General features: G+C 35.9%; 16 protein-coding genes and 2 tRNA genes. 6 read left to right on the forward strand and 12 right to left on the reverse strand.

Translation table 11 applies throughout. From position 1 onward, the window contains the following. Window positions 1-8: 8 nt before the first annotated feature. Genes KH893_RS06755 through yycF form a run of 3 tightly spaced genes read right to left on the reverse strand, consistent with a single transcriptional unit; the run spans window position 9 to window position 3,959 of the window. Window positions 9-1,364 carry a YycH family regulatory protein gene (locus KH893_RS06755; protein WP_281165395.1) on the reverse strand — a complete coding sequence of 452 codons (1,356 nt, stop codon included), beginning with the start codon at window positions 1,362-1,364 and terminating at the stop codon, window positions 9-11. Further along, complete coding sequence (walK, locus tag KH893_RS06760) at window positions 1,354-3,210, reverse strand: cell wall metabolism sensor histidine kinase WalK (protein ID WP_281165396.1); 1,857 nt, start codon at window positions 3,208-3,210, stop codon at window positions 1,354-1,356. Before walK ends, KH893_RS06755 begins: the two co-directional genes overlap by 11 nt. A gap of 38 nt (window positions 3,211-3,248) precedes the next feature. Further along, complete coding sequence (gene yycF, locus KH893_RS06765; protein WP_281165397.1) at window positions 3,249-3,959, reverse strand: response regulator YycF; 711 nt, start codon at window positions 3,957-3,959, stop codon at window positions 3,249-3,251. Window positions 3,960-4,171: 212 nt separating this feature from the next. Here yycF and KH893_RS06770 point away from each other — a divergent pair, with 212 nt between their 5' ends. From KH893_RS06770 to KH893_RS06780, 3 genes are all read left to right on the forward strand, one after another. Beyond that, window positions 4,172-5,026 carry a pyridoxamine kinase gene (locus KH893_RS06770; protein WP_281165398.1) on the forward strand — a complete coding sequence of 285 codons (855 nt, stop codon included), beginning with the start codon at window positions 4,172-4,174 and terminating at the stop codon, window positions 5,024-5,026. Between the two features lie 3 nt (window positions 5,027-5,029). Further along, window positions 5,030-5,584 (forward strand): ECF transporter S component, encoded by a 555-nt coding sequence (locus KH893_RS06775; protein WP_281165399.1) that lies wholly within the window; start codon window positions 5,030-5,032, stop codon window positions 5,582-5,584. 131 nt (window positions 5,585-5,715) lie between these two features. After that, a tRNA-Lys gene (locus KH893_RS06780) sits at window positions 5,716-5,788 on the forward strand. Between the two features lie 292 nt (window positions 5,789-6,080). On the opposite strand, the gene KH893_RS06785 is transcribed toward KH893_RS06780, so the two are convergent. Continuing rightward, window positions 6,081-6,455, reverse strand: coding sequence for a hypothetical protein (locus tag KH893_RS06785; protein ID WP_281165400.1), 375 nt, complete (start codon window positions 6,453-6,455; stop codon window positions 6,081-6,083). 230 nt (window positions 6,456-6,685) lie between these two features. Between KH893_RS06785 and KH893_RS06790 the strand changes: the two genes are divergently transcribed. Both KH893_RS06790 and KH893_RS06795 read left to right on the forward strand, forming a co-directional pair. Continuing rightward, on the forward strand, window positions 6,686-7,525 hold the full coding sequence (locus KH893_RS06790) for an aldo/keto reductase (RefSeq protein WP_281165401.1): 840 nt from the start codon (window positions 6,686-6,688) through the stop codon (window positions 7,523-7,525). Window positions 7,526-7,643: 118 nt separating this feature from the next. Further along, window positions 7,644-7,715 (forward strand) — tRNA-Asn (locus KH893_RS06795). Between the two features lie 136 nt (window positions 7,716-7,851). On the opposite strand, the gene nhaC is transcribed toward KH893_RS06795, so the two are convergent. Continuing rightward, window positions 7,852-9,246 carry a Na+/H+ antiporter NhaC gene (gene nhaC, locus KH893_RS06800; protein ID WP_281165402.1) on the reverse strand — a complete coding sequence of 465 codons (1,395 nt, stop codon included), beginning with the start codon at window positions 9,244-9,246 and terminating at the stop codon, window positions 7,852-7,854. Window positions 9,247-9,780: 534 nt separating this feature from the next. Here nhaC and KH893_RS06805 point away from each other — a divergent pair. After that, a complete protein-coding gene (locus tag KH893_RS06805; RefSeq protein WP_345803727.1) occupies window positions 9,781-10,227 on the forward strand; it encodes an acyl-CoA thioesterase in 447 nt (148 codons plus the stop codon). A gap of 381 nt (window positions 10,228-10,608) precedes the next feature. Here the strand turns inward: KH893_RS06805 and KH893_RS06810 are convergent, their stop codons facing one another. The 7 genes from KH893_RS06810 to rpsF all read right to left on the reverse strand — a co-directional run bounded on the left by KH893_RS06810 (window position 10,609) and on the right by rpsF (window position 17,348). Beyond that, window positions 10,609-11,901, reverse strand: a complete 1,293-nt coding sequence (locus tag KH893_RS06810) for an adenylosuccinate synthase (protein ID WP_281165403.1) — start codon at window positions 11,899-11,901, stop codon at window positions 10,609-10,611. Window positions 11,902-12,131: 230 nt separating this feature from the next. Continuing rightward, window positions 12,132-13,511 carry a replicative DNA helicase gene (gene dnaB, locus KH893_RS06815; protein WP_281165404.1) on the reverse strand — a complete coding sequence of 460 codons (1,380 nt, stop codon included), beginning with the start codon at window positions 13,509-13,511 and terminating at the stop codon, window positions 12,132-12,134. Between the two features lie 39 nt (window positions 13,512-13,550). Next, the gene (gene rplI / locus KH893_RS06820; RefSeq protein ID WP_281165405.1) at window positions 13,551-14,003 is read right to left on the reverse strand and encodes a 50S ribosomal protein L9; all 453 of its coding nucleotides are present in this window, start codon (window positions 14,001-14,003) and stop codon (window positions 13,551-13,553) included. A 34-nt stretch (window positions 14,004-14,037) separates the two neighbouring features. After that, window positions 14,038-16,044, reverse strand: coding sequence for a DHH family phosphoesterase (locus KH893_RS06825; protein ID WP_281165406.1), 2,007 nt, complete (start codon window positions 16,042-16,044; stop codon window positions 14,038-14,040). Window positions 16,045-16,222: 178 nt separating this feature from the next. Next, the gene (rpsR, locus tag KH893_RS06830) at window positions 16,223-16,459 is read right to left on the reverse strand and encodes a 30S ribosomal protein S18 (protein WP_281165407.1); all 237 of its coding nucleotides are present in this window, start codon (window positions 16,457-16,459) and stop codon (window positions 16,223-16,225) included. Window positions 16,460-16,492: 33 nt separating this feature from the next. Then, complete coding sequence (ssb, locus tag KH893_RS06835; protein WP_281165408.1) at window positions 16,493-17,032, reverse strand: single-stranded DNA-binding protein; 540 nt, start codon at window positions 17,030-17,032, stop codon at window positions 16,493-16,495. 28 nt (window positions 17,033-17,060) lie between these two features. Further along, window positions 17,061-17,348 (reverse strand): 30S ribosomal protein S6, encoded by a 288-nt coding sequence (gene rpsF / locus KH893_RS06840; RefSeq protein WP_034991708.1) that lies wholly within the window; start codon window positions 17,346-17,348, stop codon window positions 17,061-17,063. Window positions 17,349-17,464 lie beyond the last annotated feature (116 nt).

The following is a 17,464-nucleotide window of genomic DNA, read 5'->3' on the forward strand; positions in this document are numbered from 1 at the left end:
TTCCCTCCTTATTGCTGTGATGTTTGCGTCTGGGCAGAAATCCAACCTTGATAACTGTTCCATTGCCCATTATATTTAACAAAATATGTGGGGACTAAATCGACAACTAATTTTGAAGAATGATTAGTCTGCCATTGATAGCCAATCTCAATTTGTTGAATTTTATTGGCTGTCAGTCCCGCCTGTAACAGTTGTCGATAAATTTGGTCAGTCGCAGGCAATGTTACTTGCTGTCCACTCGAAGGAACCTGGGCTTGCAAACTATAAATTGAAAATATATATTTTTGACCACTAAAATTCGTAATTTGAATTTTAAAGGTACCGTAACTATTTTTAGTCATGATTGGGAAACCTGCAACAAAACTGCGAAAAATAACTTCACTGTCGGTTGGGTCATAAGCTGCGAATCGAACATTATCTAAATAGTTGCTAAGAGAACTGATCCGCAAAAAACTTTGTCTTAAACGACTATTATAACTTAGACGTTTTACATGCAAGCGTTGTGAACCATCATAATAGTTTTCCTTCGAATAGCTTGAAAATTTGATTTCGCCGGTTTGATTATTGAATCGCATTCGATTATCCTCACCATCAGCATAAATCGTTTCATTTTTTTGAGCTTTTGTCGTGATCGTTGATTGATTATTGGATCCTAAAAGTTGCGGTACTAAGGAGCTCGCACTAGCTTTATTGATCAAATAACTGTAACTTGGCAATTTGACAGTTTGATTATAACTTAATTGATATTGACCATTTTGCAGTACATAATCAACTGGCAACTGTAACAGGCTTGTTGAAGTCAAATTAGTCATAAATTTTTGGATTGAAGCTGATTTAAACTTTATTAAGTATACCTGCCTTTTTTGATCGTTCATCAAATAAATCCAACGTTTATTTCCCAGTAAAACTAAAATTCGATTATATTTAGCTGTTCTAAACTTTTTGATTTTTTGACCAAAAGCCTGATTAAATAAGTTAATATTGACTGCTGACCCATAATTTAATGCAAGTGCATTATTCTGATCTAACAATGCTTGATAGTCATTATCCGTTTTGAAACTTTGTTGTGAAATAGAAGTTGGTGTCCAACGCTTGATTTGTTGTCGCATTTTCTGAACTAAATCTACTTTACTACTTGATAATTGATAAGAAACATTCTCTTTATTTTGAACGACTTGGGTTGGTAAATAAATGTCCCCAAGTTTTTTATTAGTTTTAGTTGTTAATTGATCCCCAGTTGCCGTCGAAGATTTAGAGTCACGTTGAAATGTTGCCGGATTGAACCAAATAATTGCTGGAAGTACCAAACTGATGGCAACCGTAATTATTAAACCAAGGTGTAATAACCAATTATTAACCTTCATCCCACAAATCCTCCTCATATTCTTCGTATGGCAAGGAAATATAAAAGGTCGAGCCTTTACTTTCAATACTTTCGACCCAAATCTTACCACCTAGCATTTCGATTACTTCTTTAGAAATTGCCAGTCCTAAACCAGTTCCGCCTTGGGCACGTGATCTTGCCTTATCGACCCGGAAAAAGCGGTCAAAAATATGAGCAATATCCTTTTTAGGAATCCCTAGTCCCTGATCTGAGATACTTAAAATCACTTGACTATGCGTCTCTAGCAACCGACAGGTGATCACACCGCCGTCAGGAGAATATTTAATGGCATTATTCATTATATTATCGATAACTTGCATAAACTTATCTGTATCAATCTCAACCCATAGTTCACGTCGTGTAAAGTCACGTTTGATTGAGTATTTTTTAATCTTTTTATTATGTTGTTGATTTTTTAGCATCATATCAAAACGATCTAAAATATAATTATACAATTCATTTAAATTAACTAATTCTAACTCTAACTTAGCTGTTCCAGAATCCATTCGTGACAAACTCAGCAAATCATTGATCATTCGAATCATCCGATCTGTTTCATCTTGAGTAACCTTTAAAAACTTGGGTGCTACTTGAGAATCCTTCCAAGCACCATCATTCAGTGCTTCAATATAACTTCTAACACTAGTTAAAGGTGTTCTTAATTCATGAGATACATTAGAAACAAATTCACGACGGTCACGGTCGATCCGCTGTTGTTCAGTAACATCATGCAGCACACAGACCAAACCACTGATAAAACCCGATTCACGTTGAATCAATGAAAAATAGGCATTCAAAATTTGTTCATGATTTTCATCAGATAAATCAATCACAATTTCATCTTGGTTCTCAAGCAGATCACGTAAAGTATAACGACCACGAATATTTAAAATATCTAAGATCGACTGTCCTTCAGCAATATTAGCATCAATGTCCAGATCCTCTGAAGCAGTTTCATTCATGATAATCACATTACCACGGCGATCAGTGGCAATTACTCCATCTGACATATGTGACAAAACACTATCTAAGCATCGACGTTCAGCTTCCGATGCTTCCTGTGCTTCCTCAACTCGAATTGATAAGTTATTAACAGCCTGTGCTAATTGTCCTAATTCATCCTGACCATAAATCTGTACCTGTCCGGAATAATCGCCACGAGCAATTCTAGACGTTTGTTTTTTCATCTCATCAATTGGCTTAGTAATCGCACTTGAAATCAAAATTGCTAAAATCATTCCTAATCCTGTCGCAATCAAAGAAGCCGTCACAAAAATTGTTGTGACCTTATTAAGTGCCGAATATACCGGCTCCAAACTAGCTCTTAAATACACTGCCCCAACTAAAGTATTAGTATTGCCTCCAGCACTAAATAATGGTGTGATTGACACATAGTATCGTTTGTTATCAGACCGATCATAAGTTAATTTAGTATATGTCTTAGCGTTATATAAGACTTGTTTAATGTCACTATCGGTCGCTTTTTGTCCCACTAGATCTTGATTATTGACATCGCTGTCTCCACGGACTGTCCCTTTAGTATCAACTACTTGGATTTCAGTTATATTCGAGTTATTAGTATCTTCCAGCAGATCACGAATATTATCGTCTGCTTCTTGAATATTGCTTTTAGTTAAATTATGAATCAACGAATTGTCTACATAGCTTGATAACTCAGTTTGTTGTTTAAAAGTTTTTATATCTTCGCGCTTCAACTGCTGTAAAAAATAAGCACCAACAATTTGAAAGGTTATTAACAACAGCAAAGCAAAAACTAAAGCAATTTTAAAATGGATTGACTGAAAGAAATGTAATTTTTTATTCATGAAAACCAAGCCTCATACTTTTGCTGACAATTTTGCAATTAATCTTCTTCCGGATTACGCAAATAATAACCTACTCCGCGTCGTGTAACTAGCCAAACTGGCCGACTTGGGTTGTCCTCAATTTTTTCCCGTAATCTTCTCACGGTAACATCGACAGTTCGGACATCACCAAAGTAATCATATCCCCAAACTGTTTGTAAAAGATGTTCTCGCGTCATTACTTGTCCAATATGCCGAGCTAAATAATACAATAATTCAAACTCACGATGAGTTAGTTCAATTTTCTGGTCACGTTTAGAAACGGTATATGCTTCTGGATGGATCGTTAAATCACCAATTTTAACATCGTTGTTTTCTTTTTCTTCTTGCTGTGCATTAGCAGCAACTGTTGATTGACGCCGCAAGTTTGCTTTAACTCTGGCTACTAATTCGCGATTAGAAAAAGGCTTAGTAACATAATCATCCGCACCTAATTCCAAGCCTAAAACTTTATCAATCTCAGCATCTTTTGCTGTGACCATGATGATTGGCATATCATACTTTTTACGAACTTGACGAGCTACTTCCAAACCGTCAATTTTAGGTAGCATTAAATCTAGTAAAATTAAATCTGGTTTGACTTTTTCTACTTGATCTAATGCCTCTTGTCCATCATATGCTGTATAAACATCAAATCCTTCTTTAGTAAGATTAAATTTAACAATATCAGAAATTGGTTTCTCGTCATCGACAACTAAAATTTTCTTCATTAAAAAGATTCCTCCCTGACTCTTTTAATTTAAAAGAGTTTTTACGTTGCTGTTAAATCAGCAAAAATTGTTACGGATAATTGACTTTCTCTATTATAAAAAGGATTACATTTTATATTATAACCTATCTAAAACCCAAAGCAAAACCGGTTAAAAAAGTCAATCATGCTATAATAGCTTATACTCATAACAAAAGGAGGTGATCCTATTCAATGGAACTGAATGCTTTAATTGTAGAAGATCTTTCTTGCGCAGGCCAGGTTTCACTCACTAGTGCTCTGCCAATTTTAGGTGCAGCTGGATGTCAACCAACGGTTTTACCTACTGCATTACTATCAACTCATACCGGCGGTTTTGGTAATAATACTTACTTAGACCTCAGCAATGAAATGGTTAAAATAATTCAGCATTGGCAAACAATTCCTTTGACTTTTTCCAATGTTTTATTAGGTTACTTAGGCAGACAACCAGCAAAAATAATTTTAAATTGTCTGCCTTTGATCAGTACCAAGAATTCGTTTATTTTATTAGATCCCGTGATGGCAGATAATGGTCAATTATACCGTGGTTTTGATTTAAATTATGTATCTCAAATTCGGAAACTTGCTAGTCAAGCAAATTTACTGACTCCTAATGTAACCGAAGCAGAGTTATTACTTGGTCAAACTCCAACTAATGGTTCAATCACCTTAACTGCAGCTCAAAATTTACTTAGAGACTTAAAAAATGTTTTTCCAACTACGGCAATTGTTTTAACTGGAGTTACATTAAAAAATCAAATTGCCGTTTTAGGACTTGAAAACTTTTCCCGGGAAATATGGCAAGTCACTGCCACTAAAAAGCCAGGAAACTTTTTTGGCACAGGTGACTTATTTGCAAGCTTGCTATTAGCTTATCTAATTCATCATTATGATTTACTAACAGCCGTAAAGCTTTCAATGAATTTTATTTTAAAAAACATCAGTGCGTTTGAAATAAAAAAAACGTTCGACCAGCGATTTGGGCTTGATTATTCTTCGCAACTACCCGTATTATTAAAACAATTAGAGTTTAAAGGGGGAAAGTAATCTATGAGAAAAGAACCAAATTCATTAAGAAGCATTATTCTAACCGGCTTATTTGCTGCAATTATTTATTTAGGCATTTTTATTTTGCGAATTCCAATTCCAGCTATGGTTGGCCGACCTTTTATTCATTTTGGAAACACACTGACTGCCTTAGCTATTTTGTTTCTCGGTTTTCGAAATGGCGCGCTTGCTGGAATCATTGGTTTAGGAGGTTTTGATATTTTAAATGGCTACGCTGCAACTTCTTGGTTAACAATGCTGGAAGTATTAGTCGTTGCTATGGTAATTGAAGGAATTTATCATATTTTTCACTACCAAGATTCTAAAAAGCACATAATTGTTATTTCAGTTGCTGCTGGAGCAACAAAGATTGTAACTTCCTATTGTGTTTCAATTGTTGAAGCCTTAATGGTTGGAACAGCTTTTAAAACTGCTTTAGTTGCCGCTTTTATAAGCTTGCCAGCAACAGTGATTAATTCGATTTCAACAGCAATTTGTGTTCCAATCTTATATTTCTTAGCCAAAAAAGTTTTTGATGCTACTCATTTAATGAATTAATTTTAAAATACTTTTTATTAATTAATTTGCTTTTCCAGCTTTTTAAATCGTTCAATAAAAGATTTATAAATTTGCTATTGCTAAAAGGCATCCATTTATGTTAATATATTTCTTGTTGATATGATCTATTTGGGTGGCTAGCTCAGCTGGCAGAGCAACGGACTCTTAATCCGTGGGTCCAGGGTTCGATCCCCTGGCCACCCATCAGAGGTTTACTAACCAGTAATAATGAGTGTTAGAATCACTTTTATTGCTGGTTTTTTTATATATATGTTCGTCTATTTCTAATAAATAATAATAAAAGAGAATCAAAAATATCTTCTGACAGTGAGTGGCTGTTACTCAAAATTGAGTAGCAGTTTTTTAATGGAAGTATAAGCATTAAAAAAGTTCCTACTTGGCAACTCAAGTGCAACAACCATGAAGTTAACTTATTAATGCAGTTTCAGTCATTTCCACAGCATTAGCATAAACAAGTATCTGACACTGTTTTCGATTAAATTATTTTGCATCCCCTAATATCATCAAAATCAACACTCACTTGAAGAGTGCCATTATCTAAAATTATGCTATTTTCATTGTATCCTTTAACTATACCAACATACTCGATTATTCCTTTTCCCTTGGTTTGATATTGATCAAGCTGAACCAAAATTTTTCTTTTTGCTAGCCAGCTAGATTTTAAAATATCAGCTATAGCTCCCGGTTTTTGTTTTGGAAGATAATTTGGAGCTTGTTGATTAGTTGCTTTTTTAAGTGCCTGAGTATGATCACTCAAGAAAAAACCTTGCCACTTCAACATACCCCTATCTTGATAATAATTTTTAAAAAAGAATTCTGCTTCTGCTTCAGTAATTTGTCTGATTTTCATTTTATTCCACCCAAAGCAATTATACGAACATATGTTTGTTTTGTAAACCAAAAATTTGGCTTGTTTTTGCCATCCTTGCGGCCACTGCTAAAAAATAACTTTCCCAATTATAGTGACGATGTTGTTTCAAGTTAGTTTCTTTGTAACTTAGAAAAACAAAACATTTTGCAAAAAACTAGTTTAGTCATAAACTGATCATACAAGGTCTAATAAATTTGGAGGTTAATTACATGAAAATTCCAAGTCTTTTGCTTAATGATGGTCACTATATTCCAGCAATCGGGTTAGGCACCTATCAAATTCGCGGTGGTCAAGGAATTGACCAAATATTATCGGCAATTCAAGATGGCTACCGTTTGCTTGATACATCAACCAATTATGACAGTGAAGGCATTGTAGGTGAAGCAATTCGACGTTCCGGTATTCCACGAGCTGAATTTTTTGTCACTACAAAATTACCAGGTAAGTATCATCATTTTAATGATACACTGGACAGCATTCAAGAATCACTTTGTCGAATGGGATTAACCTACTTTGATCTGTATTTGATTCATTGGCCATTACCTAAACGTGACTTATATCCTGAAGCATGGAAAGCAATGATTGAGGCCCAAAAGTTAGGTTTGATTCGTTCAATTGGAGTTTCCAATTTTGAACCTCAGCATTTAAATCGGATAATTAAAGAAACCGGTGTTGTTCCAGCAGTTAATCAAATTGAAGTACATCCTTATTGGGTACAAAAACGCATGCTGCAAGCTGATCAAAAACTTGGAATTATCACTGAAGCGTGGAGTCCGCTTGGGCGTGGAAACGCGGCTCTTAATGAACAGGTTATTGTTGATTTAGCTGAAAAATATCAAAAAAGTCCTGCTCAAATTATCTTACGCTGGCATAATCAAAGAGGTATTCTTCCAATCCCTAAATCAAGCAGTTTAATCCATCAACGACAAAATCTTGATATCTTTGATTTCAAACTAACCAACGATGAAATTTCAAAAATCAATTCTTTAGAAAAAGCAGCTGGTCGCATCGATGGACAAGATCCTAATGAATATGAAGAATTTGATTAATAAACTTCATTAGTTCTTAGAATTAACTTTATATCAGTCATGATTTTTTAATATTTGTAAAAAAAAGTATTTACAACTTATCGAATTTATGGTTTAATATTATATGTCGATAAGTTATTGCTCAGTAGTTCAGTGGTAGAATAATTGACTGTTAATCAAGAGGTCGCAGGTTCGAACCCTGCCTGAGCAGTTAGAATATAATAAGAGTCAATTGACTCTTATTTTTTTGTTTTCTGATAAGTTGTTTAATCCATTGTTTCACATGAAACAAAAAAGAGATTGGACTGTTAATTAAACAGTTCAATCTCTTTTGGTTTCATGTTTTTTTAATCTGACAATACAGCTGATTTATTACTTGTTAATAAACCAATTCCACTAATTGCACTTAATAGTGAAAACACCGGACAAAGTAGGCTGAAGAAAACAAATGGTAAGTAATTGATCGTCGCTACCCCAAGCGTATTGGCTAAAAAGACTCCACCAACTCCCCATGGTACCAGGTAATTAATAACTGTTCCCCCTTCTTCAAGCACTCGTCCTAATGCATCATTTGAAAGTCCCCCCTGGTTGAAAGCAGTTTTAAATGCTCTGCCTGGTAAAATGATCGACAAGAACTGTTCACCAACAAAAATATTAATTCCTAAACAAGCCGCTAAACCGGCTGCAACCAGTTTTAAACTGCTATCCAAATGTTGGTTCAGTGGTACCATCAAAGCAGAAATCAATTTAAATTTAACTAATAAGCCTCCCAGTGATAAAGTTAATACAATCAATGCTACTGTTGGCATCATGCTAACAATTCCTCCACGTGAAAGCAGTGTATTAACCGTTGAACTGTTTGTTTTAGCAACATAACCATTTGTAATAATGGTTGCTAATTTATTCATCGTCAAAGCCGGCTGCTGAATCAAAATAATGGCACTCGTTACCAAAATATTCAACAACATAGTTGGAATTGCAGGCATTTTAAAACCTGCACAAACAAAAACTAAAATAATCGACAATAAAACCCAAAAGGAAATATTAAAATTATTTTGTAAAACTTGAACCGTTTGATTAATTTTGGTCAAACTGCTTCGAGCATCATCATGCCCCAAAAGGACAAACAAAATCAAGGTGACAATTCCAGCTGGGCCCATTGTCCATAATAGATCCTTGATATGCTGAAATAAATCTGTATCAACAACTGCAGCCGCTAAATTATTAGTTTCAGATAATGGTGAAAGCTTATCGCCAAAAATTGCCCCAGAAATAATTGCACCCGCAACCATTGCCGGATTCAATCCCATCGTAATCCCCATACCCATAAAAGCAATTCCAACGGTTGAAGCGACAGTAAATGCACTACCGACTGCGCTGCCAACTAAGGTACAAACAATAAAAACTGATGGCAAAAACCAGCGAACACTAATTATTTTGAAACCAATAACCATTAAAGATGGAATTGTACCAGCTGCAATCCACGTACTGATCATTGCGCCAATTAGGATAAAAATAAAAATTGGAACAATCCCTTTTTCAATACCATCTTTTATTCCCACATTAACATTCAACCAGTCAAATCCTCTTAGCTTTGACCACAAGATCACAAAGCTCATCGCCAACATAACTGGCACTTGCGGAGATAGTCCAACTCCTATTACACCGATCCCCATAATTGCCAAAACAATAATTAGTATAATACTTGCTTCAAACACACTGATTTTTATCTTCTTTTCCATATTGTAGCTCCCTTTCGCCCAAAACAATTGTTATTTAAAATAAACAACTTGCTTTTGATATCGAAGAAGTCCTCCTGCTTTTTTCATAAAATAATTCCTTTCTGTTCTTCAAAATAAAAAAAATCCCCATCGTAATAAAATACGATAGGGACGAATTATTCGTGGTACCACCCAAATTAAAACCGACCTAAGCCAGTTTTCACTCATTAACACCATAACGTTGTGTTAGCCGTTCATATTGAAACTCTGCCATGGTATTTCATCAAACTAACCTGATTGGTTCGCAGCAACCACCAACTTCCTGACGCCCAGCTAGCAAGACTACTTAATATGGCATTCCGCTTTTCTAAATTAAATTATATTGAGCATAGCATTTAGCTGACAAACTGTCAATTGTTTTTTGCTCTTAGTTGTCCGGCTTGAAAAAAATCACTAAAAGTCCCAAAATAATAGATAACATTTCAATTTTTAAGGAGAGGATTCATTCTGCTTACTTACATTACTTGCCAACAAACCATAGCTATTACCGATCATCTGGTTTTAAATGGTGATTTAAATGAACATAATACCGTCTACGGAGGAAAATTACTGGAGACTCTTGATGGGACAGCTTCTATTTCTGCAACCAAGTTTGCCCAACAACAATTAGTCACCGCTTCGATTGATCAGTTTAATTTTATTGCACCTTTTAAGTTAAAAGATTCATTTCGCATCATTAGTTATGTAAGTGGTGTTGGAACACGTTCATTAGAGATATTTGCAAAACTAATTGGTTATCCTGCTAGTCATGGTAAACCATTTCTAGGTGCTACTGCTTTTTTAACCTTCGTTGCATTAAATAAAAATTGTCAGTTACCGGCAATAAAACCGGAAACTATCGAAGAAATTGCTGTCTGTCAGACATATCCTACACGGAAAAAGTTTAATCTACAGCGGATTGCCGCTAATCAGGAGCTAAATCCGCAGCTCAAAATCAACTAATATGTTTCTTGTTTATTAAGTATCGCGATTAAATAAGCAATTGCTTCTTCATACGAACAAGCTCGCTGCTTCATAACCGTTTCAACTACTTGCTTGGTTTCTTTTGAAAAAGCCATTGTTATCACTCCTTCGTAATTATTTAACATGCAGTGTTTATTTTATACCGCTTTGAACAAAAAAACGAGGTTATTTTTAGCCTTAATTTGCTGAGTATCGCGAAAGATCCAGTGCTGTTCTAGAAAAACAAATAAATAAAACTTTTTGATTACAATCAAAATACAAATTGATTTTTAACCTTGACAAAAAAGCGACGGGAAAAGTTTTTCCATCGCTTTTTTATTATCGTTTCAATTAAAAATCAAAAAGTTCTTATTCACTTCTTTAAACCTGTGCCCAAACATTATCTAGCACATTAGTCTGCTTTCGATCTGGACCAACAGAGAAGGTTGAGATTTTTACTCCGACTAATTCTTGAATTCGATGGATATAATCACGAGCATTTTGCGGCAAATCTTCTAAACGTTTGCAATGCGTAATGTCTTCTTTCCAACCAGGCAAAGTTTCATAAATTGGTGTGCATTGACTCAGTTGCTTAAGACTCGCCGGATAATGATAGATCCGTTTACCATTTAAATCATAAGCTACACAGATCTTAATCTCGTCTAAATCTGTCAAAACATCAACGCAATTCAAACACAAATTAGTTATCCCTGAAACCCGTTTAGCATGACGTAAAACTACACTATCAAACCAGCCGATCCGTCGTGGCCGATGAGTAACCGTTCCATATTCATGACCTGCTTCACGGATAAAATCACCAGTTGCATTATTTAACTCTGTTGGAAATGGTCCATCCCCAACTCGTGAAGTATATGCCTTGCAAACCCCCACTACCTTGTTGATCTTCGAGGGTCCAACGCCACTTCCAATCGTAACTCCACCTGCTACTGGATTAGAAGACGTCACAAACGGATAAGTTCCTTGATCGATATCTAGCATTACTCCCTGCGCTCCTTCAAACAAAACGCGTTTGCCGCTATCAAGAGCATCATTTAAAACAACTGAAGTATCAGTAACATAATCCTTGAATCTTTGTCCATAATTATAATATGGTTCAAAAATGTCCTCAAATTTTAGTGGTGCATGATTATAAAAACCAACCAATTCTCGATTCTTTTCTTCAAGATTCCTGCTTAACTTATCCTCAAAAATTTCTTTATCCAATAAATCAGCAACACGGATCCCAATTCGCTCCGCTTTATCCATGTAAGCTGGCCCGATACCTTTATTGGTGGTTCCGATTTTGTTTTCTTTCTTAGCTTTCTCTTGAAGTCCATCAAACAAGATATGATAAGGCAAAATGACATGCGCTCGATCAGAGATTCTTAAATTGTCAGTTGAAACTCCACGTTTATTAAGATATTCCAACTCTTCAACTAAGGACTTTGGATTCAGGACAACGCCATTTCCGATAACACATAGCTTATCATGATAAAAAATGCCCGATGGAATCAATCTTAATTTAAATGTCTCACCATTAAAAACGATTGTATGTCCTGCATTATCTCCACCTGAATAACGGGCAATTACTTCAGCATTTTGACTCAAAAAATCAGTAATTTTGCCTTTTCCTTCATCGCCCCACTGGCTGCCAACAACTACAACTGATGACATTAACTTCACCTCATTATTAATTTGCCTAGCTTTTAAAAATCTACCAACCTCGATAATTGTAACAATCAAACTAGCAAAGTTCAAGTAAATTCCGAATATTAATATTTTTTCTATAATTAGAAAGAAAAAATTACGAACTATAATCATGCAGTAAAAAAAACAGTTACCAACTCTTATTGAATGTTTTGCTTAATAACCATAAACATTTCAATAATGGTCGTCCCTGCTTTTTATTTGTTCTCTGGCACATAGGCAATTGATGAAAATTTATTGTACGATTTTACGAATAATAATTTGACTGTTCCCCGAGGACCAGAACGATTTTTTTCAATAATGACTTCAACTTCACCAACATCTTGGGTTTCATCATCCTTTTTAGGAGCTTGATCATCATTATTCCGGTCATAATAATCATCCCGATACAAAAAGGCGACAATATCCGCATCTTGTTCAATCGAACCAGACTCACGAATATCCGATAAAACTGGTCGCTTATCTTGCCGCTGTTCAACGCCACGTGACAACTGAGACAACGCAATTACGGGTACTGATAACTCTTTGGCTAATTTTTTTAATTGTCGTGAAATCTCTGAAACTTCTTGCTGGCGATTTTCCTTATTAGTACCTTCGATCAATTGTAAATAATCAACTACGATCAACCCCAAATTTTTTTGATCCTTGGCTAGTCGTCGACATTTAGCACGAATTTCTGACATCTTGATCCCAGGCGTATCATCAATAAAAATTGAAGTCTGTGATAAAGAACCCATTGCCACAATTAAATTCTTCCATTCATCTGGACTAAGTTGACCAGTCCGCAAATGATTAGCATTAACGCTCCCCTCCGCACATAACATCCGATTAACTAAGGACTCTGCACTCATTTCCAAAGAAAAAATAGCAACTGTCTCATCTGTTTTAGTGCCAACATTTTGTGCAATATTCAAAGCAAAAGCCGTTTTACCGACTGCAGGACGTGCTGCAATAATGATCAAATTATCTGGTTGCAACCCAGCTGTCATTTTATCTAAATCGTGATAACCAGTCGGCAAACCCGTGATATCTTCTTTTTGTTGATAAAGTCGTTCGGCATCATTAATTGCTACCGTTAAAACATCTTTGATTGGTCGAAATCCGCTATTATTTTTTTGCTCAGAAACGTCCATAACTTGTCGTTCAGCATCATCTAACAAATCATCAACGTTTTCATCTTCATTATAAGCCTGAGTAACAATATTAGTTGCAGTTGCAATTAGTCGCCGCAAGATAGCTTTTTCTTTGACTATCTTGGCATAATAACCGACATTAGCAGCCGTTGGAACTGCCGCTGCTAGTTCTGCAATATAGCTAACACCGCCAACATCATCCAATAAGTTTTGTTCTGTCAGCTGGTTATTAACCGTTATGACATCGATTGCCTTATCTTGATCATTTAAATCCATCATAGTTTGAAAGATAATTTGATGTGAACGCCGGTAAAAGTCGTCGGCTTGTACATATTGCATTGCTTCAATTAAAGCGTCAGCACTTAAAAAAGCAGACCCTAGAACGGCCTGTTCAGCTTCAATATTTTGTGGAGGTAGTCGATCCATTGACAGATCTTTAGCCATTTAAATCACCTTTCAAATTAATTCTGCCTAAAAATGTCCCTATTTTTTCTCCGCAACGTGAACTCTAATTTTAGCAGTTACTCTAGGATGTAATCGTGCTGGCACATTAGTATATCCCAGTGATCGAATTGGCTCATTCAATTCCATTTTTCGTTTGTCAACTTTCAAGCCATGCTGTTTTTCCAAAGCTTGAGCAACTTGCTTGCTGGTGATTGAGCCAAACAAACGGCCGTCAGTCCCTGCTTTAGCCTGTAATTCAACAACCATTTCACCGGATTCAAGTGCTTCTTTAATTTTCTTTGCTGTGGCTAATTCCTCAGCATCTCGTTTTTCTTCGGCTCGTTTTTGACCCTTTAATTGACTCATAGCTTGAGCAGTTGCTGGTTTTACCTTATTAGCTTTGATTAAAAAATTAGCAAATCCACCAGAAAGTTCCTTAACTTCTCCCCGTTTTCCTTTACCTCTAACATCCTGCAAAAAAATTACTTTCATCGAATAATTCCTCCCTGTAAGGATCGTCATCCTCTTATTTTTGATCTTTTTTTAAAACTTTTAATAATTGTTCTCGTGCTTGAGCAACGGTCATGTCTGTTAGCTGAGTCGCTGCATTTGATAAATGACCGCCACCGCCTAATTCCTCCATGATGACTTGAACATTCTCTTTGCCATTGCTACGCGCTGAAATTCCTATTTTTTCATCTTGACGTTTAGTAATCACAAAAGATGCCTCTACACCACTAATATTCAGCAAAGCATCAGCTGCTTGAGCTGCCGTGACTGGATCATAAATTCGATCAGGCTCACCAGCGCATAACGCTAATCGATCACCTAAAAACTCTAACCGATCGATCAAATGATTCCGCTGCATAAAACTCTGGACGTTTTCTTTCATAAAATGATGTGTCATCGTCAAGTCAGCACCTACAGAACGCAAATAACTGGCCGCATCAAAAGTCCGTGTGCCTGTTCGCAGTGAAAATGACTTAGTATCAATAATAATTCCCGTTAACATTGCTGTCGCTTCAATTTTATTGATTGGTTCACTATCACGTGATTGATATTCCAACATTTCAGTAATCAACTCACACGTTGACGATGCATATGGTTCAATATAGACCAATACTGGGTTTTCAGGAAACTCTTCCCCACGTCGATGATGATCGATCACCATCACCCGATCAGCCATTTTTTGATAGAGCTCTGTACTAATTGAAATTGATGGCTTTGAATGGTCCACCATGATCAACAAACTTTGCGGATTAGCTTTTTCGATTGCTTCAGCTGAAGTAATAATGCTCCCCTTAATTTCCGGGTACTGTTCTAATTCTTGCATCAAACGCAAAATATCTGAATGCGGTGTTGCTTGATCCATAATAATCCAGCAATCCTTATGATTCATCTTGCTGATTCTCCTGATTCCTAAACAAGCTCCCATTGAATCCATATCAGAACGTTGATGACCCATCACAAAAACTTGATCAGCTTGATTGATCAATTCCTGCAAAGCTTGAGAAATCATTCTTGCCCTGACTCGTGTTCTTTTTTCCATCGGATTAGTCTTGCCACCATAAAATCTAGCTTGTCCATCAGGTGATTTAACAACTACCTGATCACCACCACGGCCCAAAGCCAAATCCAAATTACTTTGGGCAGTTTGTGCCAAAAGTGCTAAATTATCATCACCATAAGCAATTCCAAGACTCAAAGTTAATGGAAAGTTCTGCTTTGAAGTTCGCTCCCGAATCCGATCCAAAATTCGGAATTTTTCCTGTTCAAGTTGTTGCAAAGCTTTGGAATATGCCAAGATAAAGAAATGATCATCATCGATCCGTTTCAAAAACATCTCATGCTTCCGTGCCCAATTTGCTAACTCATTAGTCACATAATTACTTAAATCTGAAATCTCTTTGTCATTCATCGATTGGGTAACCTCATCATAGTTATCCAAAAAAATTTGGCCCAGAACCGCATCGGTTTCCAAATCATGCTGTTCAATTTTAGCATATTGAGAAATATCCATTAAGTAAGCCGCATGAATTTCCTTTTGAATCAATAGCTGAAAATATTGTTCACCCCACTTGACCTCAACCGGTTTTTTCTCATCAAAATGCTGTTCAATCAGCTTAGCTAATTGCAGATCGATGTCTTTTAGCTTTTTGCCTAAAACTTCGCGTTTGCCAAAATATTTTTGCAGATAGGGGTTAATCCATTCTGCTTCAGTCTGATCATTAAAAAACAAAATACCAATTGGCATTTTGATCAACGCTTCTTGTTCACCGCGCTTTATTCGGTAAGAAAGATCAGAAATATATTCATTGGTATCCTCAGTAATTTCTTTTAAAGTTAAAAAAGAAGCACCAATTGTTAAAAAAACCAAAATCAGCAACACAGCCCCTAAAATCGGATTTACTAAAAAAGCCATGATTTCACAGACGATTGCCAACCCTAAAAGAAAGATTGCAATCAATCGTAACTGACTATTTTTCATAAATGCCGGCAAATGCCAAAAACTTTTTGAGAATAATTGTTTCATTTTCTTCCTCACAATTGAAAATGCATTTAATAGTTGAATTCAACTTCGTAAAAAAAGCTATTTGCATTTATTTTAACACAATTTAATTCTCAATAAACTTATAAACAAAAAAACAACTGATGCTGGACACGGACCTAATTAATAGATCACGATAATTCCTAACATCAGTCATTTTTAATTAATCTTCTGCTACAAATGACAGTAAACCCATCACACGTGCACGCTTGATAGCTACCGTCAAGCGACGCTGATTCTTAGCACTTGTCCCAGTTACTCGACGTGGCAAAATCTTTCCGCGTTCAGAAACAAACCGTTTTAACAAATCCGTATCTTTATAGTCAATATATTCAATATGGTTGGCTGCAATAAAGTCTACCTTACGACGGCGCCGACCACCTCTGCGTTGTTGTACCATCAGTCAAATTCCCTCCTTCAACTTTTTATTCAATTAAAATGGCAAGTCATCATCGGAAATATCGATTTGTTGACCGCTATCAGCAAATGGATCACCCGAATTATTCTTTGCTTGCTGGTTCTGATTACTTGGATTTGGACTTTTAGTTGCTTGACTGCCCGTAAATCCATTATTATTTCCGTTTGAAGAACTATTTGCCGCAGGATTGAAGCTTTGATCGCCAGTATGTTGTTGACGATATTGTTCAGACTGTGATTTAGACTCCAACAATGAAAAGTTATCGACTACGATTTCAGTAACATAAACTCTCGTTCCTTGTTGATTTTCATAAGATCGGGTTTGGATCCGACCATCAATACCAATAAGTGAACCCTTATGCGTAAAATTAGCAAAATTTTCAGCTGGCTTACGCCAAATTACACAATTAATAAAATCTGCTTCTCGCTCTCCTTGACGATTAGTAAACTGACGATTAACAGCTAAAGTAAAGGTTGCAACTGCTACCCCACTTGCTGTATATTTCAAATCAGGATCACGAGTCAATCGACCAACTAATACTGCACGATTAATCAAAGTTCAGCTCCTCCTTTTAAATAAATCATTATGCTTCACGTTTAACGATCATATGACGCAGAATGCTATCACTGAACTTGGCAAGACGATCAAATTCGTCAATTGCTTTAGCATCTTGAGCTTTGACATTAACAATATGATAAATGCCTTCTGTAAAGCCACCGATTTCATAGGCAAAACGACGCTTAGACCAGTCTTTTGAATCGATTACTTCAGCCCCATTATCTTTCAAAACGTTATCAAATTTTTCAACTAATTCTGCTTTAGCAGCTTCATCAATTGCTGGGCTGATAATATAAGTAATTTCATATTTCACGACTGTTTGCACCTCCTTATGGACTAATGGTCCTTAACTTTTATTAAGAACAAGGAAAGTAATCTAAAGCTATTTCTAGTTAGATACTAACAATCCCTGATTTTAACATTTTAATC

The organism is Liquorilactobacillus sicerae, from assembly GCF_029916425.1.
GTDB classification, from domain to species: Bacteria; Bacillota; Bacilli; order Lactobacillales; family Lactobacillaceae; genus Liquorilactobacillus; species Liquorilactobacillus sicerae.

Coding starts and splice junctions, on each gene's coding strand:
- dnaB (WP_281165404.1), bottom strand. CDS start 13,511: ATGGCTAAAGATCTGTCAATGGATCGACTACCTCCACAAAATATTGAA.
- KH893_RS06790 (WP_281165401.1), top strand. CDS start 6,686: ATGAAAATTCCAAGTCTTTTGCTTAATGATGGTCACTATATTCCAGCA.
- yycF (WP_281165397.1), bottom strand. CDS start 3,959: ATGAAGAAAATTTTAGTTGTCGATGACGAGAAACCAATTTCTGATATT.
- KH893_RS06785 (WP_281165400.1), bottom strand. CDS start 6,455: ATGAAAATCAGACAAATTACTGAAGCAGAAGCAGAATTCTTTTTTAAA.
- walK (WP_281165396.1), bottom strand. CDS start 3,210: ATGAATAAAAAATTACATTTCTTTCAGTCAATCCATTTTAAAATTGCT.
- KH893_RS06770 (WP_281165398.1), top strand. CDS start 4,172: ATGGAACTGAATGCTTTAATTGTAGAAGATCTTTCTTGCGCAGGCCAG.
- nhaC (WP_281165402.1), bottom strand. CDS start 9,246: ATGGAAAAGAAGATAAAAATCAGTGTGTTTGAAGCAAGTATTATACTA.
- KH893_RS06775 (WP_281165399.1), top strand. CDS start 5,030: ATGAGAAAAGAACCAAATTCATTAAGAAGCATTATTCTAACCGGCTTA.
- KH893_RS06810 (WP_281165403.1), bottom strand. CDS start 11,901: ATGTCATCAGTTGTAGTTGTTGGCAGCCAGTGGGGCGATGAAGGAAAA.
- rplI (WP_281165405.1), bottom strand. CDS start 14,003: ATGAAAGTAATTTTTTTGCAGGATGTTAGAGGTAAAGGAAAACGGGGA.
- KH893_RS06755 (WP_281165395.1), bottom strand. CDS start 1,364: ATGAAGGTTAATAATTGGTTATTACACCTTGGTTTAATAATTACGGTT.
- rpsR (WP_281165407.1), bottom strand. CDS start 16,459: ATGGTACAACAACGCAGAGGTGGTCGGCGCCGTCGTAAGGTAGACTTT.
- KH893_RS06825 (WP_281165406.1), bottom strand. CDS start 16,044: ATGAAACAATTATTCTCAAAAAGTTTTTGGCATTTGCCGGCATTTATG.